General features: G+C 51.3%; 19 protein-coding genes and 2 pseudogenes. 6 read left to right on the forward strand and 15 right to left on the reverse strand.

Annotated elements, in window-relative coordinates:
* Positions 1 to 59 precede the first annotated feature (59 nt).
* The 3 genes and pseudogenes from ABD796_RS03905 to ABD796_RS03915 form a co-directional block, all read right to left on the reverse strand.
* Positions 60 to 476 (reverse strand): hypothetical protein, encoded by a 417-nt coding sequence (locus ABD796_RS03905; RefSeq protein ID WP_344903124.1) that lies wholly within the window; start codon positions 474 to 476, stop codon positions 60 to 62.
* Between the two features lie 225 nt (positions 477 to 701).
* On the reverse strand, positions 702 to 2,003 hold the full coding sequence (locus ABD796_RS03910) for a helix-turn-helix domain-containing protein (protein ID WP_344903127.1): 1,302 nt from the start codon (positions 2,001 to 2,003) through the stop codon (positions 702 to 704).
* 737 nt (positions 2,004 to 2,740) lie between these two features.
* A pseudogene (locus ABD796_RS03915) lies at positions 2,741 to 3,269 on the reverse strand (cupin domain-containing protein); the annotation flags it as partial.
* A 259-nt stretch (positions 3,270 to 3,528) separates the two neighbouring features.
* On the opposite strand from ABD796_RS03915, the gene ABD796_RS03920 reads away from it, so the two are divergent.
* Both ABD796_RS03920 and ABD796_RS03925 read left to right on the forward strand, forming a co-directional pair.
* Positions 3,529 to 4,545, forward strand: coding sequence for a LacI family DNA-binding transcriptional regulator (locus ABD796_RS03920; RefSeq protein ID WP_344903130.1), 1,017 nt, complete (start codon positions 3,529 to 3,531; stop codon positions 4,543 to 4,545).
* Between the two features lie 131 nt (positions 4,546 to 4,676).
* A complete protein-coding gene (locus tag ABD796_RS03925) occupies positions 4,677 to 5,513 on the forward strand; it encodes a phytanoyl-CoA dioxygenase family protein (protein ID WP_344903133.1) in 837 nt (278 codons plus the stop codon).
* A gap of 32 nt (positions 5,514 to 5,545) precedes the next feature.
* Here ABD796_RS03925 and ABD796_RS03930 read toward each other — a convergent pair whose 3' ends face one another.
* The 3 genes from ABD796_RS03930 to ABD796_RS03940 are packed head-to-tail and all read right to left on the reverse strand — an operon-like array spanning position 5,546 to position 8,840.
* On the reverse strand, positions 5,546 to 7,018 hold the full coding sequence (locus ABD796_RS03930; protein ID WP_344903135.1) for a serine hydrolase domain-containing protein: 1,473 nt from the start codon (positions 7,016 to 7,018) through the stop codon (positions 5,546 to 5,548).
* A gap of 47 nt (positions 7,019 to 7,065) precedes the next feature.
* A complete protein-coding gene (locus ABD796_RS03935) occupies positions 7,066 to 8,175 on the reverse strand; it encodes a HAMP domain-containing sensor histidine kinase (RefSeq protein WP_344903137.1) in 1,110 nt (369 codons plus the stop codon).
* Entirely contained in the window at positions 8,160 to 8,840 is a 681-nt protein-coding gene (locus ABD796_RS03940) for a response regulator transcription factor (RefSeq protein WP_344903140.1), read from the reverse strand. Before ABD796_RS03940 ends, ABD796_RS03935 begins: the two co-directional genes overlap by 16 nt.
* Positions 8,841 to 9,003: 163 nt before the next feature.
* On the opposite strand from ABD796_RS03940, the gene ABD796_RS03945 reads away from it, so the two are divergent.
* The 3 genes and pseudogenes from ABD796_RS03945 to ABD796_RS03955 all read left to right on the forward strand — a co-directional run.
* A complete protein-coding gene (locus tag ABD796_RS03945; protein ID WP_344903143.1) occupies positions 9,004 to 9,561 on the forward strand; it encodes a MarR family winged helix-turn-helix transcriptional regulator in 558 nt (185 codons plus the stop codon).
* A 4-nt stretch (positions 9,562 to 9,565) separates the two neighbouring features.
* Positions 9,566 to 10,534, forward strand: a complete 969-nt coding sequence (locus tag ABD796_RS03950) for an alpha/beta fold hydrolase (RefSeq protein WP_344903145.1) — start codon at positions 9,566 to 9,568, stop codon at positions 10,532 to 10,534.
* A gap of 21 nt (positions 10,535 to 10,555) precedes the next feature.
* Positions 10,556 to 11,031, forward strand: a pseudogene (locus tag ABD796_RS03955) (TerD family protein); the annotation flags it as partial.
* 258 nt (positions 11,032 to 11,289) lie between these two features.
* Here the strand turns inward: ABD796_RS03955 and ABD796_RS03960 are convergent.
* From ABD796_RS03960 to ABD796_RS03970, 3 genes are all read right to left on the reverse strand, one after another.
* On the reverse strand, positions 11,290 to 11,421 hold the full coding sequence (locus tag ABD796_RS03960) for a hypothetical protein (RefSeq protein WP_344903148.1): 132 nt from the start codon (positions 11,419 to 11,421) through the stop codon (positions 11,290 to 11,292).
* A 53-nt stretch (positions 11,422 to 11,474) separates the two neighbouring features.
* Entirely contained in the window at positions 11,475 to 12,785 is a 1,311-nt protein-coding gene (locus ABD796_RS03965; RefSeq protein WP_344903151.1) for an extracellular solute-binding protein, read from the reverse strand.
* Between the two features lie 196 nt (positions 12,786 to 12,981).
* Positions 12,982 to 15,498 (reverse strand): DUF4838 domain-containing protein, encoded by a 2,517-nt coding sequence (locus ABD796_RS03970; protein WP_344903154.1) that lies wholly within the window; start codon positions 15,496 to 15,498, stop codon positions 12,982 to 12,984.
* Between the two features lie 306 nt (positions 15,499 to 15,804).
* Here ABD796_RS03970 and ABD796_RS03975 point away from each other — a divergent pair, with 306 nt between their 5' ends.
* Entirely contained in the window at positions 15,805 to 16,800 is a 996-nt protein-coding gene (locus ABD796_RS03975) for a LacI family DNA-binding transcriptional regulator (RefSeq protein ID WP_344903157.1), read from the forward strand.
* Positions 16,801 to 17,928: 1,128 nt separating this feature from the next.
* On the opposite strand, the gene ABD796_RS03980 is transcribed toward ABD796_RS03975, so the two are convergent.
* The 6 genes from ABD796_RS03980 to ABD796_RS04005 form a co-directional block, all read right to left on the reverse strand.
* Positions 17,929 to 18,579 carry a nuclease-related domain-containing protein gene (locus ABD796_RS03980; RefSeq protein ID WP_344903160.1) on the reverse strand — a complete coding sequence of 217 codons (651 nt, stop codon included), beginning with the start codon at positions 18,577 to 18,579 and terminating at the stop codon, positions 17,929 to 17,931.
* A gap of 108 nt (positions 18,580 to 18,687) precedes the next feature.
* Positions 18,688 to 19,056: a hypothetical protein gene (locus tag ABD796_RS03985; RefSeq protein WP_344903163.1), complete on the reverse strand. Its 369-nt coding sequence runs from the start codon at positions 19,054 to 19,056 to the stop codon at positions 18,688 to 18,690.
* Positions 19,057 to 19,130: 74 nt separating this feature from the next.
* Entirely contained in the window at positions 19,131 to 21,596 is a 2,466-nt protein-coding gene (locus ABD796_RS03990; RefSeq protein ID WP_344903166.1) for an extracellular solute-binding protein, read from the reverse strand.
* A gap of 485 nt (positions 21,597 to 22,081) precedes the next feature.
* On the reverse strand, positions 22,082 to 22,717 hold the full coding sequence (locus ABD796_RS03995; RefSeq protein WP_344903169.1) for a DUF4362 domain-containing protein: 636 nt from the start codon (positions 22,715 to 22,717) through the stop codon (positions 22,082 to 22,084).
* A gap of 68 nt (positions 22,718 to 22,785) precedes the next feature.
* Complete coding sequence (locus tag ABD796_RS04000; RefSeq protein WP_344903172.1) at positions 22,786 to 23,091, reverse strand: hypothetical protein; 306 nt, start codon at positions 23,089 to 23,091, stop codon at positions 22,786 to 22,788.
* Positions 23,054 to 23,407, reverse strand: a complete 354-nt coding sequence (locus ABD796_RS04005; protein WP_344903176.1) for a hypothetical protein — start codon at positions 23,405 to 23,407, stop codon at positions 23,054 to 23,056. Before ABD796_RS04005 ends, ABD796_RS04000 begins: the two co-directional genes overlap by 38 nt.
* Positions 23,408 to 23,443 lie beyond the last annotated feature (36 nt).

A 23,443-nucleotide genomic window follows, 5' to 3' on the forward strand; every position in this document is an offset into this window, starting at 1 on the left:
GGCGCTGCCTGTATGCCGAGCGGTCCGTGCTCGACCGGTATTCGCTTTAGGCTCGCCCATTAAACCGTCAGCAAGCCCATATACAGCCATTCCGACGGATTGGCCGGATGGCGGCCTAGCGCGACCCGGTCCCCCTGACGCGGAATTTGAATTTTCGAGACCAGCGTCTCGAGCGATTGCCGGGCCGTATTGCCGCCCTCGTCCGTCACGTCGAGCACAAGCGTGACGACGGGATCGAAATTGATCAGCTTCCCCGTATCCGTTACGGTGACGACAATCCCGGTCGCGGCATGCGGAACGGCGCCGCTGGCCGCCAATTGGGCCTGCTTGGCGGAATCGAGGCTCTGGTTGATCAGCTCGCGATGCTCCTTCGAAACCGTTCCTTTCATGAACAGTCCCGTCAAACCTTTATTCATCATTTTATCGGCTTTTTCCAGCGCAGCCTGCGGATCTTTGCTTTTTCCGAACCATCCCATACGATCTTCACGCCTCTCCGTAAAAATACGATCCCGGTATAGTTCAAGTGTAAACGATCGGCGATCGGCCGGACAATAGGTTCGGCCGGATACAAACAATGCGGCGGTAAAGCGGTTTCGAGTACCCCTCGGGCATCTTTTTTTTGGGAATGACCGGTATTTTCGCAAATAAAACGCCGCTTTCGCCTGCCGGAAACGGCCCAGGACAGCCGTTTTTTTGCACGTTCAGCCCGGGCTGCCCGTTCCGCCCCCGTTGCGACTGCGCAGCAAATACGTCAGCTTGCGGTAATACAGCGCCGCTTCCTTGTACCGCCGCCCTTCTTCCGCTACGACGGCCAGCGATTCGTACAGCTGCTCCAGCCGCAGCGCGTGGCCGGTCGATTCGAAGTACGGCAAGCACGTCATCGACTGCGCCCAGAACGTCTCCGTGTCTCCCTGCGCCAACGCCTGCCGGCTTTCGTAGAAGGAGAGCGCCATCCGCTGGTCCTCCCCGAAGCAGCACTTCCGCAGGCGCTCGACGCCTTCGGCCAGCAGGGGACCGTTGTTTTGCGCCAACGCCGCCTCGCACCGGTAAATAACGACAACCGGCTCCATCAGCAGCCTTGTTTCCTCCGGCTCCCGGGCGATCAGCTCCTCGAAGCGGACGATTTCGTCCAGAGCCCGGTCGATTTCCCCCGTCATCGTCAGCATGACGATCCGGTTGTTCATGATGGCCGTCATCGTGTCGCCCGGCTGCTCTACGTAGACGAGATTCGCCTCGGCCATCGAGAGCGCCCGCAGCGCTTCCTGCACAAGGCCCATGGCGAAGCAATAGCCGCTGTAAGCGACATAGAGGCCGGACAACCGATGGAACAGCCGGTCGTCGACGATCTGCTGCATCGTCTGCTCGAATACGCGTTTGGCCTGTTCGAACTGCTTCAGGTGGATGCAGGCCTCCATCGTAATATGCTGCAGGTTAAGCCAGATGTCCGTTCCCGTCTCCACAAGCCCGCTCAGGCGGGACGCGTCGTCCAGCGCTTCGGCGAAGCGGTTTTTGGAGCGGAAATGCTGCACCTTATACAACAACAGCGCTTTTTTCAAAGGCAAAGGCAGGTTGGCCGCTTCGGGGATTGCCACTTTCTCCAAATAGTGATTCAAATAGGTGCGGTGCAAATAGTCGTAAGCGCTTGGATCGTTCGCCTGCTGGTAATAGACGGCTTTCATCAGCGAGGTGGTCAGCTCGACGACAAGCGCGTCGTCGCGATCCTCCAGCGCGTCCACGACGCTCTCCGGCACCGTCGGCCCGGACAGCTTCCGGAATACCTGCTCCGCCCGCTCGAGCGTAGACTCGTCCGCTGCCGCAACGCCGGTCAAGTACGAGGCGGTTACGCCCAGACGGACGGCGATCGGTCCGGCCAGATCGTCGGCAATCGGATAGCGCCCGGCCAAAATGTTAGCGAAATGCGCCTGCGTGACTAGCCCTTCCACAAGCTCCTTTCGCGAAAGCTGCTTCTTCTTGCACAGCAGCTCGATACGTCCCTTGAGCAAGCGGCATCTCCTCCCTTTTCTGCCTTCCATTGTATCCGCTTGTCCGACGGCGAGCCAGTGCGGACAGCACTATCCTTTCGTTTCCCGGCAAAAAAAAGGCGCAACAAAACGGCAAGAGCCGCCTTCGTCCGAACGACGAAAAGCGGTCTTGCCGAGCAGGACGGCAGCGGCCGAAAGCCGGTCTCAGCGGAAATACGCGTACGGCTGGGACGGAACGTATCCCGGCGGCCAAGGCTGGGGCGCATAGGCCGGCTGAGCGAACGGCTCCTGGGGCTGACCGGCCGCCGTCTGCCGGGTCCATTCCTCGACAGGCTGGCCGAAGAAGGGCTGGGTCGCCGCTTCGGCCGCGCCGAAGCCGGGGAACGGCTGCCGATTCGGATCTCCGGGGAAGGGGGCGTATGACGGCGGCTGGGCGAACGGCCCGTTGCCATACGGCGCATAAGGTAATTGGGCAAAGGCGGGATAGGCGCTCGTGTATGCCTGAAAAGCCTTTTGCGCGGCCGACGGGTCTTCGCCGTAAGGGACGTATTGCGGCTGACGCTCCGTTTCGCCGGCGTAGCCGTAGGCGGGATAAGGCTGGCCGGCCGACGCTCCGGCGTAAATCTCTTCGGGCGTCTGAAAGGCCTCCGTTTGCTCCGGCTCTTCCGATTCCGGCACGAACCATTCGCGCGCCTGGGAATTCGGTTTAGCGGCTTTTTTGCCTGCCATATTGCCGATGGTCGCGTTCTCGACCAGCTTGCAGTCCGCAGGCGGTCCGATGAACACCGATTTTTTGATCGGCGCCAGCGTCTGCTTCACTTCCGCCTCGTTCAGACAATACGTATGCGCCAGCACGCTTGCAGGCGTCAGCCGCAGCAGATCCGAGCCGAGAATGACTTCGGGCGTCGGCGCGTTGAAGATGGCCAGCAGATGCGTATCGTCGACCGAAGCCATCTCATAGTGCCACCATCCTTGCGGCACGTTGGCCACCTGCCCCGGCTTGATCGGAAAGTGCAGCAGCTCGTTCGTGAACGGGTTGATCAGCGAGACGACCGCCGCGCCCGAGATGCAGTAGACCAGCTCTGCGGCATTTTGATGGTAATGCGGCTCGACTACATTGCTTTTGCTGAGGTAAATGTCGAGCAGGGACGTACTGTCCAGCGTATTCAACTGATCGATCGAAAGCACGTTGATGTAATTGCGCGCATCCTTCTTGAACAGCGTATTGTTGTTCATATCGTAAGAAAACTGCACGGAAGGAGACTTATAATCGATATACAAAGTCACTTTCGGGGTCCCGCCCTTCGTCTTGGGTATTGGCCTTATGGAAATATGCTATGTGAACGCCCATGGGCGGGTGCGCCCAATTTTTTGGAAAAGAGGAAAAATGGCGGAAGTTCGCCGCCGCATCGATCCTTCGCTCCTCAATCGCTCTTGAAAACGTATCCCCTGTTTTCGGGTAGCGAGCGGAACCAGGCTTTGTGTACTTGACTTTGTACGCCGGCCCCGATATCGTGAAAGTACGTCTATTCAAGGGAGATCGGTCATGGTTACAAGAGACGATGTGGCCCGACACGCAGGCGTTTCCGTCGCGGTCGTGTCTTATGTCATCAACAATAAAGCCGTCGTGAAGGAAGCGACCCGGCAGAAGGTGCTCCAGTCGATCCGCGAGCTCGGGTACAATCCGAACTTGACGGCCCGCAGCCTGAAGACACGCAAAATGAACCAGTTCGGGGTGCTGTTCAATAATATCGGCAACTCGTTCGAGACGGGGATCAGTCTCGGGCTGGAGCAGAAGGCGCGCGGGCATGGGCAGTCGCTTATTTTCCAAACCTATGCCCGACAGGAAGAAGACAGCCTGAAGACGATTTTTATGGGGCGCACGGATGCGATTATTTTGTTCGGCCAAAGCCTGAAGGCGGAAACGGCCGACCATTTCGCCGGCATCGGCGTTCCCCTCTTCTCGATCATGACGCCGGAGCTGCGTCACGCTTCCGTTCCGTACGCGGATATCGACTGGCTCGCGGCGTACCGCGCGCTTGCGGAGCATCTGTTGAGTCTCGGCCATACGCGGATCGGCTTTATGGGCACCCGCCTGAGGGAGACGCATTACGAGGTCCGCTTCCGTCAATTCCGTGAGGCGCTGCTCGCATACGGCATCGAATTTCGCGACGAATGGTTGCTGCGCGGCCCCTTCGGAACGCTGGAATCGGCTTACGAGACGATGTCCGCCCGCCTGGAGGCGAGTCGCGACCTGCCGTTTACCGCCATCGTCTGCGTTAACGATCTGATGGCCATCGGCGTGCTGTCCGCCTGCCGGGACCGGGGCTTGTCGGTGCCGGAGCAGTTGTCTGTCGCTTCCAGCGAGGACATCCTGATGGCCAACCATACGTCGCCGTCTTTGACGACCATCCATTACCCCCGGAGGGACATCGGCCATGCGGCCATCGAAGCGATCGTGAGCCATCTGAACGAGGGCACGCCTTTAACCGGCTTTATGGCGAAACATGAGCTGGTCGTCAGGCAATCTACGGGACAAGCGCGGGATACCGGAACGAGCTGAAAATAACTATTGCATTTTTGTTTTACACGAGTAAAATAGAAGATGTAATCATCGTCTGGAGGGTTTTGGATTTACGCCCTCCGCATTTTTTAAATAAAATTTTACTCGTGTAAAATCAGGAGGAATGTACGATGAACGACTTGAACTTGGACGTCCCGGCGCTGAGCCGGCAATTTGCGGAAGACGGCTACTTGCTGCTGCGCAGCGCGTTGTCCGACGGTAAGGTCGCCGAGCTGAACGCGGCCATCGACCGGATCATCGCCGCAGAGCCGGAGTCGCTCGCCTATAACGTATACAACAGCGTCGAGTGCGACGCGTCGATTTTGTCGCTAATCGATCATCCGTCGCTGCTGCCGCTGATCGTCAACCTGCTTGGCTACAACATTCAGCTGCACATCTCCCATCTGACCGTGCGCAAGCCGAATCCGAACGACGAGAAGACCGCGACGAGCAGCTTCATCAACTGGCACCAAGACGGTCCCCATCCAAAGTTTCCGCAGATCAGCGGACTGACCGCCCCGTATTACGTGAAAATTTGCTACATTCTGAGCGACATGTCGGAGCCGGATCGCGGCAACACGAAGATCATCCCCGGCAGCCACCGGAAGCCCGATTTCCATCCGGTGCAGACCGACGTGAACGTGCCGCTGGAGGGCGAGCTGCAAGTATGCGGCAAGCCGGGAGACGTGTTCATTTTCCCGCAAAATTTGTGGCACGCCGGCTCGCATAACCGTTCGTCCTTCACGCGCCGCCAGCTGTTTATCGGCTACAGCCCGATCTGGATTCGTCCGATCGACTACCACCGGGCATCGCCTGCCCTGCTCGAAGCGGCCGATCCGATTCGCCGGCAGCTGCTCGGCGATATCAGCGACAATTGCTTCAAATATTACGTGCCGGAGGAATCCATGGTGCCTCTGAAACAGTTCTGGCTGGGAGGAAACGCCGCACAGACGGCTTACGCCCACTGACGCCCAAAAGGCATCATCTGCAGGGGCCTTAACTATGGCTCCTGCCTTTTGAGCTTGTTCCATGATCGGTTATACAACCGGTAACGGAATGCCAGATTCGTTATATTTACCAGCGACAGTATAGCTAGCCATACGATCAGAGACGGCATGGTGGTCCATAGTCCAAACCAGGGTACGACTCGCCCGGCGCCAATAAAAGTAGTTAGCGGTGACAGGAATAGAAGAATCAACACAGGGAGCAGTCTCCCGACCGATGAAATAATCAATTTCACGGTTGTGATGTCCTTCTTCCTCCTCTGGATACGGAAGATCGAATAGGCTCCCCAAAGGGACGTTCCAATGACCAGAACCACCATAGCCGTCTCCATATGTCTGCCGGTCAAGACAGAAGTTTCAGCCTTCTCTCCTTTTAGAATCCGTGAAATCCCTTCAACAAAAGAGGAATAATTGACAAACGCATGTAACCCGGAGTCGAACATCACCGCGATGCCAAACTGCTGATCCAAATAGATCGTTTCCTCCGCCTTATACGTCCAGAAAATTCCGCTATGGGAAATCGTGCGTCCCCCATGTTCATCCTCCTCTGCAAGCCACCCCATTCCATACGGGCCGCGTGGCCCAACTGCATGGTATTGCTCCATAAGCTCCGGAGCGAGAAGACGGGCATGATATTGGGCAAGCATCCATTTTGCCATGTCTTCTGCAGTTGAAACAATTCCGGCCGGACCATCAATAAACCAAGAGGGCTCCGCCTTTCTTATCGGATGACCAAACCAGAGATAATGCCCTTGCGGAATGGCGGGATTCTCGTTGATTTGCCGTGTGGTACTGACGTTGAAGGTGTGGCTCATCCCCAAGGGATCGAATATATGCTGTTTCAGATAAGCGGAGAAACGCTGTCCGCTGACTTTCTCCACAAGAAGCGCCAAATACTGGTAGTTGGGATTGTGGTACGCATAGGCTTCTCCGGGATCATGGGCGAGCTTTACCGTGTTCAACGATCTGTTAACCTCTTGCAACGATTGATATTGCGGGTCTCTTGTCATGTCGGGATTCACTTTATCCGTAAGACCGCTTGTCTGATTAAGCAAATGCCGAACCGTCATATCGTGAACGCGTTCGTCCTCAGGGGATAGGTCTGGAAAAAAGGAAGTATACGGCGCATCAAGGTCGATTAGTCCTTCTTCCGCCATCTGCAGGACAGCCAGTGCTGTAAACGATTTACTTAATGAAGCAATCGGAAAGGGGGTACTGCCTCTTATAGCGCGGCCATCGGAGCTTACACCGTAACCTTGCGCATAGAATATCTCTTCCTTATTGGCTATAGCAAGAGTTGCGCCCTTAATACTGTTGGCTTTCATGTTTTTTAGAACGTAGTCATCAATTTCCTTGCGGATTTCAGTCTCGTTTCGAACTTCGATAGCGGAAACGGGTATAGCAAAAATGGAAAATACCATCGACAAGCAGCTCAAGCAGAGGACTAATTTCTTTTGCACAGCGATCATTGCAGCACTCCTTATCCCTATGATAAGGAAATACTAATGCATCATTTTCAACTTTTTATCAACCCTGCAGAAAAACGGGCCGTTACTTTTCCGCCGCCATCGGATTCGTTCTCTACATGCAGACTCCCCTCATGTTTGTCGCACAGCACTTTGCAAATATAAAGTCCCAGCCCATGGTGTTCATTCGCATCCCACGCCTCTCCCCGGTAAAAAGGAAGCACGGCCTTTTGAAGTGCGGCATCCGAAAATCCGGCCCCATCATCCGTAACGGTTATGGAAAAGACACCCTTGTCGACGCTATAATGAATACTTACATGACTGGAAGCATAACGCACTCCATTCGCCATGACATTCTCAAAAATCTGCGTCACCACATGGATATCGACAATGATTTTTGGGGAATCCCCCGTTCTGGACGAGTCGAACGTCTTGCCGTTTCGACTTGTGATTTGTCGCGCGCTGTCATCCAGCAAGGAGGTCAGATGATCCACTTCAACCTCTTGGCGATGGATCGGCATATCCTCCAGCCTTTGAATCGAGTTCATGGCTTCCGTGTAGCTTTCAAGACGCACAATATGGACTTTCATCGTTTGAATCGTGTCCAGAAGTTTTTCCTCGGATACGCGGTTTTCAGGGAGATAGGTGGTAAGAAACTCGGAATATCCTTTCAGGACCGATAGCGGCGTCCTCAGGTCATGGGCAAAAATAGCATTCAGTTGTTTGCGCTCCTCGACCGAACGCCACAGCACTTTATAGTTTTGCTCCAATTGACCGCGCATTTTTTCAAACACGCCGCATAGCTCGCCCATCTCATCCTGCGCATCGTAAGTAATATGAAACCCCAAATCGTTCTTCGCGATTTTCTCCGATGCCTTCCTCAGTAGGTCAATCGGCTTCTTCAGTTTCCATCGATAAAAGAGGCTCGCCATCAGCACTATACCTACGGCAACAGTTACTAGTACCAGCGCAACGAGGGAAAGCGACACCCAGTCATTTACGGAAGAACGGTCGGCAAAATGCAGCCGTATGCTTTCCGCCCATCTAAACTCCAGAACGATGACGGTTAAAACGGCAATGAGCGTAAGCGAGCATAAAAGGATGAAAGATTGCGGTAAGGTCATCCGCTTCAGTTGCAGCCAGCCTAAGATTTTCGCCATTTGTATCCGACTCCCCAGACCGTTTCAACCTTATTTTCGCAGCCATGCTCTTTCAATTTCAAACGAATACGCCTGATATGTTCCGCGATCACAGCGCTGTCGCCCTCGACGTCAAACCCCCATACTTTTTCATAAATGCGTTCCTTATCAAACACCATTCCAGGATGAGTGGACAACAGCTCTATAATATCGAACTCCTTTTTTGCCAAGGAAATGGGAACATCATGGATGTAAAGAGCACGAGCCGAATAATCAATAACCAAATCTTCACTAAACTTGATCGACGCTTTATTGTGGCTCCGCATTTCCCTGCGTAAATGCGCCTCTACCCTTGCGCCCAGTTCATGAATACTGAACGGCTTCAGAATATAATCGTCTCCCCCGGCCTGAAAACCGGATATTTTATCCGTATCCTCCACGCGAGCGGTTAGAAATAAAATGGGGCAGGACACAAAACGCCGGATTTTTTGGCATAACTCAAGACCGTTCAGTTCAGGCATATTGATATCCAGCAAAACAAGGTCCGGTTGGTTTTGATTTTCAATCCGCCGCAGCGCCTCAAAGCCGTTCTCCGCGGTCACTACCAAATAGCCGTTCATTTCAAAGTAATCCGTCAGCAGTTTCCGAAGATCGGCTTCATCATCGATGATCAGAATTTTTTTCATATAGGTTCCCTGCTTCCTTCTCTCAAATCCTCTATAGGAAGCATAACAAAAAACGCGCGGCATCCCAAGCGCGGTGAATTTCAAACAAATATAGACATGATATTGACTAAATCGTGAAATCAGATAAAATAGACAATATATTGTCTACTTGGAGGCTGGGGTTATGGATACTTACAAAGAGATATTTTTAATGCAACAAGCTTTTGCAACCCTTTTTTCTCTGACAAATAAGCTTCAGATTCAAGGCGATAAATCCATTGGGCATGTTACGACAAGACAGTTTATGGCCATGACAGCAGTTGCTCATCTGGCTGAGAATGAAACAACACTCAACAATATTGCAAGAAAGTTAGGGACCAGCAAGCAAAGTGTGAAACAACTCATTACCATTCTTGAAAATAAAGGGTTCTTACTTTCTGTACCCAGTCAACAGGATAAACGTGCGATCAACGTTAAAATTACGGAATCCGGAAAACAGGTATTGCTGCAAGCCTCTGAAAATGGACTATTTTTCTTGGAACATCTTTTCAAAGATTTCACAATGGAAGAAATGGAGAGCTTATGGAGCTTGTTAAAGAAGCTGTACCGTTATGACGGTAATGAGCAAGATGGCTTTGAAGAAGACAGCGTGTTGGAAGTGGACGAGAACGATCAGGAGACGCAAACGAGAGTCATAAAGGAATTTGAAAGACGAAGGAATCAATCGAAGAATAGAGGATAGGAAAATGAAGAATACATCTAAACGTTCGATTTATAGGGAAGAATATGTGCCTATCAATGGGATCGACCAGTATTTGTTTCATGCTGGTACAAAAACTGACAATCCGGTTCTATTATATTTGCATGGCGGGCCTGGCAGCGTCGAATCCCTATTCGCACATCTCTTTCAAGGTAAATTGGAAGAAATATTCACTATCGTTCATTGGGACCAACGCGGTGCCGGAAAAACGCTGGTTAGAAATAAAGAGGATTATCCCACAATGGACTTGATGCTTAAGGATTTGTTTGAAGTGATTCAATATCTAAAGAAAACATATAATCAGCAAAAGATCGTTTTACTTGGCCGTTCCTGGGGCAGTGTACTAGGGAGTACGTTTATCAAGCAATATCCGGAAGAAGTCGCTTATTATATTGGAGTCGCGCAAGTAATTTCCATGCTTGAAAATGAGCGTGTCGCTTATGAGAAATTAAAGGAATTAATCGTACAGGCTAACGATAAAAAATCACTGAAGAAGCTTGAATATATAGGGGATTACCCTGGCGATAAGTTCCTATTAGATCGGGAGTTCCTAAAAAAATGCAGCAAAGTACGCAAGCTTCAAGGGAAATTCAATTTAGCTGGTAAAAATGATCTTTCCATTTGGTTAAAAGTATGTAAAAGCCCTATCTTTAAGCTCTCGGATATTTGGGCATTTTTAAATGCATTTAAGGCAAACCAAAACGTACTGGAACAATTTCTAGGAGGCTTTGACTTAAACGCTGAATCCACAGATTATAAAGTTCCCGTTTACTATATTTTAGGCGGGGATGACTGGCAAGCCCCCTACATTATCGCCCAAACCTACTTTGCTCGAATCCATGCTCCTACTAAACGTTTATTTTTAATTCCTAATGCCGGGCATAGGATCATGCTTGATCAAACAGACTTGTTTTACGGTGCATTACTAGAAGTCCACGACACCTGGCACACTTGAATTTTTGGAACCCCTGACCTCAAAGCAAAAAAAGATCTCGACTTATACTGTTTCTATGTAACCAAAGATGATGTGGTTGGTAAAATATACTACCGTAATCTTGGTTCGATCGATAAAACACCCTACATACAACTTGATGGCGATGCACGAGTTCATGGAAAGGAAACCATTCAAATTCATCGACCGGAAGAACTAAAATACGTTATGTTTGCAGCTTATAGCGCAGTCAGTAATGGTTTCGGTAGTTTCAAAAAGATGAAGGCCCGTGCAGTTGTAGATAACCATCAAGGTCAAGTTGTAGCAGCTCCTCTCCACCAGAAGAACAGCTTTGCGTACTGGGTAGCTATTGCACAAATCGACTTCACCAGTGAATACCAGATGCAGGTCAATCATGTTGAAAAATATTCACGCAGCGGAGTTGAGCGCAGCCCGCTCCTCTATCAAGACGGTACCTTTAAATGGATGTGGGACCCGTTGAGTTTAAAAAGTTATTTTAGCCACGACAAAACGGATACATCCGTAGGCTGAACACGGCATAGCCAGAAGACAACTCGGAAATCCCTATTCCTGCAGCTGCTGACCGTCAAACCGGTTTTTCCTCATACTTGTGCCCAGTATGATCAAGGCGACATAGAGTACGATGGCTATCGAATCTATAAACGTACCCGCGAGCTTCGAAGCGTCAAACAATACTGTGACGCCAAGAATGACCATGAAATCCGTGCAAACAAAACAACCACGCCTAGCCAAGCAGCCTAAAAATCGAATCGTAAACCTGAGAAGAAAATGTACAGACCATCGTCAAACTGACGATGGTCTCCCGGATGCTCTTGCACAAGGTCACGGCTGAACAGTACGACGATCGCTTGCTCGAAATCATGTCTCAAACGGCTTCCCCCCGACTAGCAGGGGGAATGTGCCGCCCCGATAGGAATACGAATCATCTGTCCAGTTCCTGAATCGCTTTCGTCAGCTTCTCGTCCGCCTCCCGTAGCGCCGTATTGATGTCTTTCCCGGTCGTCATCACTTCCTGGAACGCTTTCGATACGAGTACGGCAGGGTTCGTCTCGGTCGGGAATTTGTACTTGAACGGTTGAATAATGGCCAGCTTCGGCTTTGTCATCGCGACGACGTTTTTGGACTGATATTCGGCGGAGTCTTGGCCGAACGCCTGCTGCACTTTGTCATCCTTCAATACAGACACCCTCGCGTATCGGGACAGATCGTTCTGGACTTCGTTCGACAGTAGCGTTTCGATGACTTGGAACGCCGCCTCTTTATTCGGGCTCGCATTCGTGATCGAGAAAACAAGCGAATCGACCCGCTGCCCGGTTCCCGGCGCTTTCGGATTGACCGGATAGGTGACGACGTCCCAGTTGAAGTTTTTCACCGTTTTCAAGCTTTGCAGAGTGGCTGAATGTCCGGCAAGCATCCCCACCTCCCCTTTCAGAAACGATTGCGTCGCCTGCGTCGGAGGGTCGCTAGGCAGCAAATTCGTCGCGCCGGGAATTTTGTACAGGCCGGACCATAGCTCGAACAGTTGCTTCCACCCTTCCGTTTGCAAAGCGCCCTTCTTGCCGGCAAAATCGATAAACGGCAGGCCGGCCTGGTACGCGCCACGGTACAGTTCCCCCGGGTACAACCCCCAGTATTGCACGCCTCCTTCGGTTCTCGTCATTTTCGCGGCGATCGTGCGCGTGCCATCCCAGGTCATGCCGTCTTTCGGGTACGGGACGCCCATTTTGTCGAACAAATCTTTGTTGTAGAACAAGGCGAACGAGTTGTTGTAAATCGGAAGCCCGATCAAATAGTTCAGTCCGCTGGCCGTCTTGATCGACTCAAGAAATTCTGGGCGAATCCGGTTCAAATCGAACTTTGCACTTTTGATCACATCGTCCATATTCAGCTCGACCTTCATATCAAGCAATTGGGTCAAAGCGAGCGGATAGTCGACGCTGATGTCGGGGGTTTCTTTGGTTGTAATCATACTGGCCAAAGATACTTTGGACGAATCGACCCATTGCGCCGTAATGTGCGGATACTTTTTCTTGACCGGCTCGATGATAAAACGTTTGAACTCGTCCTCGGTTAGGTGTCGTTGGGCGATTTTGACCGTTACCGGCTTCGGGCTCTCATTCTTCGGCGGCTCCGTCTTCACCTGCTGTGCGGATTCTTCGTTTCCGCCGCAAGCTCCGAGCAGAAACAATAAGGATAATGCTGCCGCTGTCGTATAAATCGCAGATTGTCTCAATATGAGTCACCTCATAAACTGAATGTAGGATTTTTGGAAATCGATTACTGATTGTACAAAACAGAGCTTCGGCCTTATATCGGTGAAAACGTCTCGTTCGCATCACACAGCCGTCCCCGAATTCGCGGGGCTCGGACCAGCCTTCGCCGATCGCACCAGCGGGTGCGGTCGGGAAGGTCTTTTATTCGGAAGGTCCTCAATCCAGCTTATAAATGGCGACGTCGTCAATGTAAACTTGTTCGCCGGGGGCGAAATTCCAAAGCGTAATAACGGCCTGGGCGTATTGCACCGTCTTCCCCCCATAGCTCGGCTTCACTTCAAAGATGTGAAGAGCGGTCGTCCATTGCCCGCTCGAATATTGCACAGCGACCCGGTTCGATTGCGTCGCCGCTAAGGTTGCCCCACCGGAAGCTTTTAGATTGAACATCCATTGCAACGAGCCTTTTGTTTGTGTCCCTCCGGGAGTGTAATAATGGAAGACGGCTCCGTATTTGCCTGGCCCGAGCGGTACGTTTTGCAGAACGGGCCCTCCAGGATTGACCCCGCTGGCGAGCAGGCTATAGCCGCCGTTCCGGGACGCGGCGTTCGTCCGCTGAATCACACCGGAAGCCGTGTTTTCCACCCAGAAATACCATGGCGGAGCGGTCGTCGCCCCCGACTCAAACGACGGATTTTGCGCCAAATTCGTCACACCTCGTACTTGCGCGAGCAGAAGCGCGGCCATATCGACAACGCCGGGCACCGGGCTTCCGGTCGCCAGTTGCTCCAGCCGCAGCCTGACAGCACCGCCCGAAGGTTCCGCCAGCACCCAATCGCTCAAAGCGTTGAACGCCCCGCTCTTCATGCCGGACCAGATGCCGTCCCACTCCGGCGGCTTATGGGGCTGCATCAGCACCGGATCGGTCTCGAACTGCCAGAGCAGATCTTTTTGCTTCTGAGCCCATTCCACCTTCTCCATCGCCTTGTCCAGCAGCTCCAGCGCTTGCGTCTCGTCGGCCGGCGCGGCCACCGCCGATTCGCGCGGATAACCGAGTGCGGCCGCCTCGTAATAGTCGAACGAACGAAGCAGCAGTTGGGCTCGCTTCACCTGTTGAGCCGTTCCCGCCTGGGCGACAGCTAATTCCAGCCTACTACGGCTGTCGGCGATTTCCTGCTCCGTCACCAAGTTCATGTAATCCGAATCGAGGAACGGCAAATATTCGTACCTGCCGCGCACCCCGGGGACGGATGCTTTCCATGCCTGGAACCAGTTCGACGGAAGCACGCGCGTAGTCCAGAACTGCTCCCAATGATCGAAATATTGCTTCAAATAGGGTGCGGCCGCGGCGCCAACGGCATGCGTATACCAGTCGTCCAGCAATACGTCGACGTTCTGATTCGGATTCCACTGGAGTTTCGCCGCTAACCACGCTTTCGGCCCTTCACCGAAGTTCGGATACAACTCCGCAGCATGTCCGATCACATGATGACTGTCCCCCGCTGCATAGTTGTCCTTCATCAAATGCGGATAGACGCGAGGCAGCGCATACGGCGTTCCGTACAAATAATCGTACCAGCCGATTTTGTCCGCCTTCGCCGCCCATGTAGCCATCGCAGTCGATCCACTCGCGGATAAGTCCGGATCGGCCCACGCCATCCGGTCGTCGGTGATGTACGGAATGACATGCGAATTCAGCGCAAAAGAAGGTGGGTCGTAGACGCTGCTGTAAGCGAGCAAGCCGAAATATTTGTCCGGTTTCGTTTGCAGCACGCCTGCCGCCACCTGGTTTACCCACCCATAATAAATGTCTGACATGTCAAGCTTACCGATCGAATTCAGTTTGTTCGGATAACTCGGGTGAGCCGGATTCGCTTCGCAAAAATTTTTGCTGTCATTGATACCGAGCGAATAGTACATCTTATCCGGGTTCGCATCGAAATATTGATTGATCCTATAAACCGCCGCCGTGACCGTTGCCGGATTGGAGAAGCAGGGCTGCCAGTCGAACGGATGCGTCGGCACGTTGCCGCCCGGGTAATATTCGGGATGGTCCGCGAATTTCTTCGGATCGAACAGCACGTTCATGTTGTGATGAAACGCAATGGTTTCGTGCATGCGGTTGAAGCGCGCCCACTTTTCCCGCTCCGGGGTCCACAATCCGAAAAATTGACGCGAAATTGCTGCAGGCTCCTCGCGGATCGCTGTTCGCGGAACAGTGACTTGCGTCCGCGCCGGCACGTCTTCCCCGTCGGGACCGGGAAGTAGCCAACGGACGCCGACATAACGCTCGAGAAAATCGTATACGCCGAATTCTGTTCCGGTCGGCGTCGGACCGACAATTGCAATGGTATGACCGTAAGGGCGAATCACGAAGCCGTCCCCGTTCATCCCCGATAGCTCGGTGCTTGCATTCGGGTCCCCGCCCGTACCAATGTAGCCGACGAAGATGCGGACGTAGCCGTTTTGCGATGGGCTCAGGTCGGCTTCGGTCATAACCGGCAGGCTCGCTCCCGTCGACTTGTAAACATAGTCGGTCAACGTCCCCGCCGCGGCGACCGTACCTGAATCGGCACTGGGCGAGACGAGGACGACCGCCTTCGCCTCGCCGTTTTTCACAATGTCGAGCGGTACGCCCGACGAAGCCTCACCATTGCTGGCGGCATAAACGAGCATGCCCGCTCCGAGCATTATGACCAAACAAACCGCAATCGTGTGTTTGACCTTGCATCTCATTGCAATCCTCCTTCGCAATAAATAATTGAACGTTTACAATTCTGTTGTTAAAGTAATGAAACCGGTTTCAAAAAGAATTATATTAAACGTTTACAATTTTTACAATACCCTTTTTTTAAAAATATTGATTTTACTTGTATATGAATAGGTAATTTTAATATAATACAGTTATCGTAAACGTTTCCTATTTGATTCCTGTATCACATTCTTGAGCCAGTTATATGCTGCTTGCGACGCTAGACGTTTTGTATTCATTTGTATGTTATACTTATTCCGACGACGATAGGTAAAGGGAGTCGATTCTCCATGACGACAATTAAAGATATTGCCAAAGCCGCCGGGGTTACGATCGCCACCGTGTCCAGGGCGTTGAACAATGAGCCAGGCGTCAACGAGCTGACGAGAAGCAAAATTGTCGCGCTCGCCAACGAACTGAACTATATCCCAAATTTTGCCGCCAAGCGGTTGGTCAATAAAAGATCGAATTGTATCGGCATCATCTGGCACGGGGCGCGGGGATTGTTCTTCAGTCATTGGTGCAACAGCTTGCAGAAGCGGGCCGACCAGCGCGGGTTCAGCACGATGATTTCGCTGGCGCATCCGGATAAAGCGATCCGGCAGTTCAGCGAACATTTCATCGATCGGCTTATATTCTGGAGCAGCCCGGGATTGCCGCTTAGTCTGAGCTTTCTCCAGCAAAAGGAGAAGTTTGCAGGCTCCATGCTGGTAATGGGAGGCAATGTCCTGGAGAACGCACACCGGATCGGCATCGATCGCAAAGGCGCCATATTCAAGGCAGTACAGCATTTGGCCGAGTTCGGTCACCGGAGCATCGCATTTATTGGCCAAGACGAGGAAAAACTGTCTGGATTCATGCACGGTTTGCTGGAGTTTCAGCTGTCGTATCACCCGGATTTTATCATCCATTATCCGAGGCCTTCTTCGCTGCCGGAAGCGAAATTGCTGGCGCTCATCGGCAAAAAACCGCAAGAGAGACCGACTGCCTTCGTCTTGGACAGCCACGGTGTGCTGTTCGAGTTCAACAAAATTGTGAGAAAGCAGCAGGCCCGCATCCCGGAACAGTTTTCCGTTGTTGTGTACGACAGTATTCCGGAGATGGAGCAAGTTTTCGACGTTCCGCTCACTACTGTCGGCCCGAACATTGAGCAACTGACCGAAGCGGCGCTGGACATTTTGACCGGCGACCAGCCTGATGCCTCCCAGGGCCGGTGGGTGGATATGAATGTGGAATCGGAGTTGACCGTCCGTGAATCGGTATTACGGACGGAGAATAGGAGTTGACAAGCAATTGTAATTCGTATTGTCGCCCTGCATTCTTCGCTTCCTTCAGCAGTTCGATCGCCTGGGTCGCCCAGCTTCGTCCCCAGGAACACCACCGTGCGGGAATGGGAACATGTCGCGCATGATTGACAGGTTGCCGGCGACGATGGCATACTGCTCTGCCGCTTGACGAGCCAATTGGCGCAAAGTGAAGGAGGAGTAGTCTGGGAACCATTGGATTGTTTCTACCAAGACGCCACGGGCCTGTAGAGCCGCATGGGTCATTTCGATATCCAGAGACGTGAAGGCCAAGATCGGGAAGGAATGGGGCTTCACTGGCCCCCGGGCGGGAGTAAGGTGAAACATGTACTTCCCGTCCAGCTGCATTTCGGCGAAGGAGCCAAATTCATGGGGACCAATCTCGAATCCGAGGTTTTCATGGTACTATTCGGCTGATTGCCTAACATCCCGGACATGATGGATGATGGTGGTTTTTTGGTGATCGAGGTGGGCGGTCATCTTTCGTTCTCCTTCCATATCTTCTAGTAGGTTTGGACTTTGCCATATGGCGTAAGCCGCCTGCTATAGCCCTAAGCGCCATAGGCACAGCAGAAGGCTTATAGCCTTCATTGAGCTTCTTCACAGGCTGAATCATAACGTACCTCCCGTTGTGATGATCGGAATATAGCACTCCACGACGGTTGTCCGCTCCAGATCGGCGTCGTCCCCCGACACATACCGGGCGAACACGCTCGGGTTCCATCGGATACGTATGCTCTGACTAGTTGGGCCACCGGTAGAGCGCATAGAACAGCCGGTACAGGTTGGAAAGCGACATGGCCGCCGCCCCCCAGTGATCCGCTCCAGCTCCAATGGCTCGAACAGGTGGTCCACGATTTAGTCGAAGTCCCACTGGACAGCGTCAATGGTCACGGTTACCTTCCTCCCTATGCTTTGGAATCATTTCAATTAAGTTCATCTTAACAAAAAGACCGGCGCAAGGTATGTATTTTTTTATCAAATCGCCCCACTGCGCGGGCCATGATGGTAACGAAATAGAGAAAGCATGTTAATAAGGAGAGCCATCAGAATATGAGGGCTCTCTCATTTACATTTTTAACTATCGTGCCCGTTAGCTTAATAAAGGACTTATTTACAGACTTTCATTATGTTCTGATAAATGTTATCAATTTCGTCATCATTTAGAGCCACATCTTTATATTGTTCAATCATTCTGAGTAAAGAGTGATAAAAAGTCACATCTGCCTGGTTATTATAAAGATTGGCAGTTTTAATTTTAGGAATAATGATGACAATGGGATGGAAAGGAATCCTTTTTTCAATGGGATGCACATGCTTTTTTAACGATACGGAAAACAATTGTGCTTCAATTAATGGATTTCGGACTTTTATATGAGTATCACCAAGCCCCGGTACTAAGGGAAGTCGAATACTTGAAAAACGAGTCCAAGTCCAATTCTCACCATGTTCCCTCCCCTTGAGTCCAGAGAATCTGTGTTTTAAATTCAATAGTTTAATTAGAAATATGCCGTACTTAGATACAATCAAATAATCGATGAAAAGATTTTGCCCTGTGGCCGAATACGGCACCATTTCTCCATTTTTTAACTTATGAACATGATATTCGGGCAAGGATACATTCTGAATAATTCTGTAATTTTTATGATTTAGCTTTTTTAAATTTACCCTTATATGCATGTTCTCAAAAGAAAGCCTTAAAAAAGGCATAACATATTTGTAAACGATAAAGAATACCACAACATATATATATAACTTCATTACCCACCTCTTCTTGTATCACGAGCACCCGGATAACAGGGCACCGCATAACACATAGATTGTATGCGCCTTTTTCATTCGTTCCACTGCCACGAATGATTCACTCCACTATCTCTTTATCTTTATCTTGTCCTTCGTGCTCGGCATTCCACCCCTAATGGCGGTTATGAAAGCCAAAGCGGCAGGAATGAGGATCGCAAATATAAATAGAAGCAGCGCCAATCCGTTGCTGTACAAACTTACTTTGGCTAACCCGACAATCAAGGAGTAGATGTAGGCAAACGTATTGATTATAGTGAAAAAAATGCCGATAACAACCATCATTACACGATTGTTAGCCATGTTCCGCTTGATTCCTGAAATGTTCAACTGAAACGATGCGGAAATGGAAAAAGTTGAAGTAAAAGTAAGAACGACGCCGGCAAGAGGCTCCGATTCCGCCGCGACTGCGGCTAAACAAAGACCGAGCAGAAACAACACTGCTCCCCATATTAGCCATATTGATTTCTTTCACTCGGCATTTCCCCCTTTAAAGAATAAGGCCCTCCACTTCATTCGTGCTTATTTGTCTCATCCAACCATCCATCAAGCTCGGAAGCTAATCGTGAAAGTTCCATTTGCACTTCCGCTTCCGAACGGAGAGAAACAAGATGATTCAACATATTTTTTGCCGCAGCGATCTTTTTGATTTTGGGGTTGCGGTAAACGATCGGCTTGACGGCATGATTCAATTCGTCTATGAATACCTTCCATGCCGGCTCGTCGTTCAGCTTAAGCTTTTGAATGGAAGACCGGGAGACAGGCATTCCCAGTTTCGACCAATCCGCTTGGAATTCGCTATCCGGGTTAAGGACAATATCCTTGATAAACTTCCAGGCCAGCGGTTGCTGCTTGGAAGCGGCGACGATGGACAGAGCAGCCTCGATCCCGATCGTATTGGCCCGAACTCCTCTCGCCAGGCGGGGCAGCGGCGCGACTCCGATCCTATCTTTCAACTCCGGGTTACGGGCAAGAAACAAATAGTTTCCGATTACCCCGATGCCCATTCCCATATTGCCTGAGAAAATTTCCCCCAGGATTGCATCTGCCCCGTTCGGCATCTTTTTTATGACATCTTGGTTGTTGATCTCCTTCAGCAGCAAGGCGAACGCTTCGATGACAGGTCGGCTATCCAGATATCCGGTAAAGCGGCTATTGTCAGGTGACAGCATGCTGCCGCCGTTGCTTTGTGCAAGGGATTCAAATAACCCTGGGAAGATCGGAACTGCGCTGCCGCAAATCTCCTTCCCCCGAGCCGTGTTGGCCTCTTTCAAACGGGCCGACATGGCGAAAAACTGTTCCCATGTCCAATCCTCCGTAGGCTCGGGCAAATCTGCCCTGTTGAACCAATCTCTGTTGTAAAATACGGCCAGAGGTTGAGGAGACATCGGGATCCCTGTCCATTGTCCGTCCTCTGTCATCAGATCGGTTAGCGGTTTGTACAAGTCGTCGGGAGTTATTCCATCTTCCTTGCAAAAGGGAAGCAGATCGGCAAACAGGCCCTGTCTGCTGAACGCGGCATCATAAGGCCATAAGACGAGGTCTACGGCATGGGATCCGCTTATTCGTTCCAAAAACTTGGCCCCCTGGAAATCGGGTATTGGCATTGTGGCAATGGTAACCTCTATCCCGGGATTGGCGGATTTGAAAACTTGCGCACATTCGACGAATGTGGATATTCTGCATCGGAGCGAGCCGTCGTCATTGTTGGGTATAAGAATCGTCAAACACCGTTCTTTCGAACTTGGCTGTTCCGGAGGCACTACGGCTCCTGATGAGTTACACGCATCATCCATATACTGGTCTATCAAGAACTGCTTCCACTCCGCCTCGAACTGGCCAGATGGGCGCCCAACGATGGATTCGAGGTTGCCCGGGTCTCGAAGCAGGCGGTGGAGGGCGTCCCAGCTATGTCGGGTTACGATAAAATCAATCACGGTGTAGCATAAATCGAAGCCTCCAAGCTCTAAAAACTTAAGCCAGTCCGCTACCCGCAAGTAAGTCATCGAAGGCAGTTCACGTTGTCGGTACCTGGAAGTTATCCGACTTCGTACTTGCTCGCGGGACAATCCTTGCCCGACATACCCTCCTATCCCATATACTAGAAAAAGCGGTGTTTGAGGATTCGATTGCTTGGTTAACGCCATGCTATACAGAGCCAAAGATTGCCGGACGGTATTGTGATAATCAACTCCCGGATTCAAAGGTGAAACGATCTTCACAACGTTCAACTTACCGACGTTTCCGATGCTGGTTTTTTTAGAGGGATGCCCTTCGGGAAGCATAGAAAGCATCGACTCCCGATCGGGATAAATCTCATACGCTATTTTGGTGTGCGGGGTGAAATTTAAAGCTGATGTAATGCGCCGGAAGTTTTTGCGTAAAATGGCCGTGAAATCGTCGGTCACCTTCTGGAATTCCGGACCGCTTTGCCCCGTTTCCAGCATATTGACCATATGAATGTACTGCTTCGGGTTGAAGGGCACTGCGATGTGCCAGTTTTCCAAGTCATTTCTCATTTTTCCGAGACAGCGGTACATCCTGTTTTTGATCGCGCCTTCATTCAATTTCAACAGCTTGGCGATGTCGCGGAAGGAGTAGTCGGCAATATAACGCAAGGTGAGAATTTCCCGGTCGAGCTGATCCAGTTTATTGAAGGAAGTACCGAGATCAATTTTGAAATCCACCTCCTTCGTGAAGTCAGTCGTTATGAACCGCGAAAAGCCAGTCTCCTGACCTACCGGCAACTCCTTGGTATGATACGCCCTCCGTGCTTCGTTCATCATGATGTTGGAGGCAATGGCATACAGCCAAGTGTACAAACTCGACTTGTTCTGAAACGAGTTCAGCGACTGATTGGCTTTGAGAAACACCTGCTGCGTCAAATCCTCCGCTTGATCGATTCCGGCTTTGTAAACGATGTACCGCTTGATGCGATCATAATGCTCCATTAACAGATCATTATCGTGCCAATTCACGGATCGGTGCACCTCCCAGTTGTGTTAGACACTTCAGGATGGAAAAAAGACACAAATTTTTTTAAAATTTTTCTCTGTTCCGGACAAAGCGGGGGCTTTTGAAGCTGCGAATGTAACGACCAGGAGCAGTTCGCCGGGGTGCTTTCTCCCATTGTATTCGTTACCTAGGCTCTGTCAGTTGTTAGTTCTATTTTTCGCTGAGGATCTTCAGCGTTTTTTAAGTTCTGAGTGCTTTTCGGAACTGGATTGGGAAAACAAAAAAGAGCGCTTAATCCAAAGATTAGCCACTCTCACCCAGGCGTACATATAATAACGCCAGAAGCGCGTACTCGCGCGGGGAATCACAGGTGATCTTGAAACGATTACCACTTTATTCCACACTTATATTGCATTATCCTGCCCGTTAGCGCAACGACGGCAGCCGAACATTTTGGCCGGCTGCCGTCGTGTAACCACCTTTTTCGCTTGACCGCTTATCCCATCTATTACTTGTCGAACGAAATCAGATCGATCTCTCGCGAATAACCGTCACACCCCACCAAACGATACTTCGAGCCCCCCTCCCCGGCCTTTGCATCCTCGAGCCGTTTGCAGCTTACTGCCATGATCGCCATGCTGCCGAACCGATCGCGAGACCGATCTTGAATGTAATGGATGTTTTTGGAGGCACTATCGTAAATCAACGATTCAATAAGCGGATCACCCTCAATCGTATGCGACGTCAGACGAATCCAGTCTTCCGTATCCTCATGCACGCTTCGCACGAAAGTTTCGATCTTCTTCTTGTCCGGGCGCCGCTTCATCAGATCGCCGTTGCGTTCCGCCATCTCGTACGTATACGGATCGGGCAGAGCAGGTAATGGCGCCAAGCTGACCGAGACCGCTTCCTCCCGCTCGTCATACGACACCTTTCCACCAAACTGCTCCGCCAGGTACCGGATCGGTACATAAGCATGACCTCTATAATTCAGAATCGCTAATTCCTCCGGAAGCTTCTTCTGCTCCCCATTCAGCCACAACTTGACCGGAAACAAGTCGACTTCGATCTTGCTGGTCGCATAGGCGAACGGCGCCAACGCCAGAAGCAATCCGAATAGCACGCCGATCACAAATTTCTTCATCGTCGCTACACCTCCCATGTTTTACCGTTTAAACGCAGAAGGAGGCTTTTTGTTGCGCCAGACCGCAATCATCGTTGACTGGAATCGGCCAGCTGTTCGTAAAGCAATTCCCGCTTCGCTTCGAGCATCGCCGCAAGCTTGCCCGCATCATCTTCAACCATCATAGCGTCGATCAAACAGCGCCACGTAGTGCAATAATTTCCACTCAATTCGGTTATGGATTTATGTTCTTGTCCAAATACGGTAAAGGATATATGTTCGTGCTGAGCTGGGGTCAGAACAACGTAAAAAACACGAGCCTTATCGTAGGTGAAGACACCAACCCCGGCCTTTGCATCATCGAGCCGTTTGCAGCTTACTGCCGTGATCGCCATGCTGCCGAACCGATCCCGCGAACGATACAATAAGCGGATCACCCTCAATCGTATGCGACGTCAGACGGATCCAGTCTTCCGTATCCTCATGCACGCTTCGCACGAAAGCTTCGATCTTCTTCTTGTCCGGGCGCCGTTTCATCAGATGGCCGTTGCGTTCTGCCATCTCGTAAGTGTACGGATCGGGCAGAGCAGGTAATGGCGCCGACCTGACCGAGATCGCTCCCTCCCGCTCGTCATACGACACCTTCCCGCCAAATTGCTCCGTCAGATACCGGATCGGCACATAAGCATGACCGCTATAATTCAGAATCACATATTCCTCCGGAACATGCTTGTGTGCCGTTCCTAG

The organism is Paenibacillus hodogayensis, from assembly GCF_039536325.1.
Taxonomy (GTDB): domain Bacteria; phylum Bacillota; class Bacilli; order Paenibacillales; family NBRC-103111; genus Paenibacillus_AB; species Paenibacillus_AB hodogayensis.